Here is a 509-nt window from a genome sequence, read left to right as displayed (position 1 = left end):
CCGTTACGGTTTGACGCTGATGCCACTGCAAGCAGGCGATTGCAACGCACACGTGATGGCAAACCATGATTTCGACAACGCGTTTTTCACTCAAACCAATACTCAACCAGTCAACGAGGCGTAACCCATGATCGTGTTAGACAGCTTAGAGCAATTCAAACAGGTATATCGCAACGGTCGTAAATGGAACCGCTGTGTGGAAGCCATTGGCAACATCGGTAACATCAAAGATGGCGTGATGCACTCTATTGGCGATTCACTGGTTTACATGGTTGAAGATGGCATCGCGAAACAAACCGAAACGTTCATCGGTAACCGTCGTTACTTCGATGTGCATTACTACCTCGAAGGCCGAGAAACCGTTGAGTTCGCGGATAAAACCGCGTTGACTCGAGCACAAACTTATCGTGATGCAACTGACCGCGAATTTTTTTCTGGTCAGGGTGAAACCCGTGAGCTTTGCGAAGGCCAAGTGGCGATTTTTGAAAACAGTGAAGCGTACCGCTTCC

Annotated in this window: 1 protein-coding gene; it reads left to right on the top strand. The window is 48.5% G+C overall.

Features of this window, described 5'->3' with window-relative positions; genetic code table 11:
• Positions 1-127: 127 nt before the first annotated feature.
• The coding region (locus tag R7R78_RS29685) for a beta-galactosidase subunit beta (RefSeq protein WP_225475037.1) at positions 128-509 on the top strand (382 nt) is incomplete at its 3' end.

Source organism: Vibrio sp. 2134-1, assembly GCF_033339495.1.
Note: the sequence above shows the minus strand (reverse complement) of the source record. Positions and strands in the feature narration are given on the sequence as shown.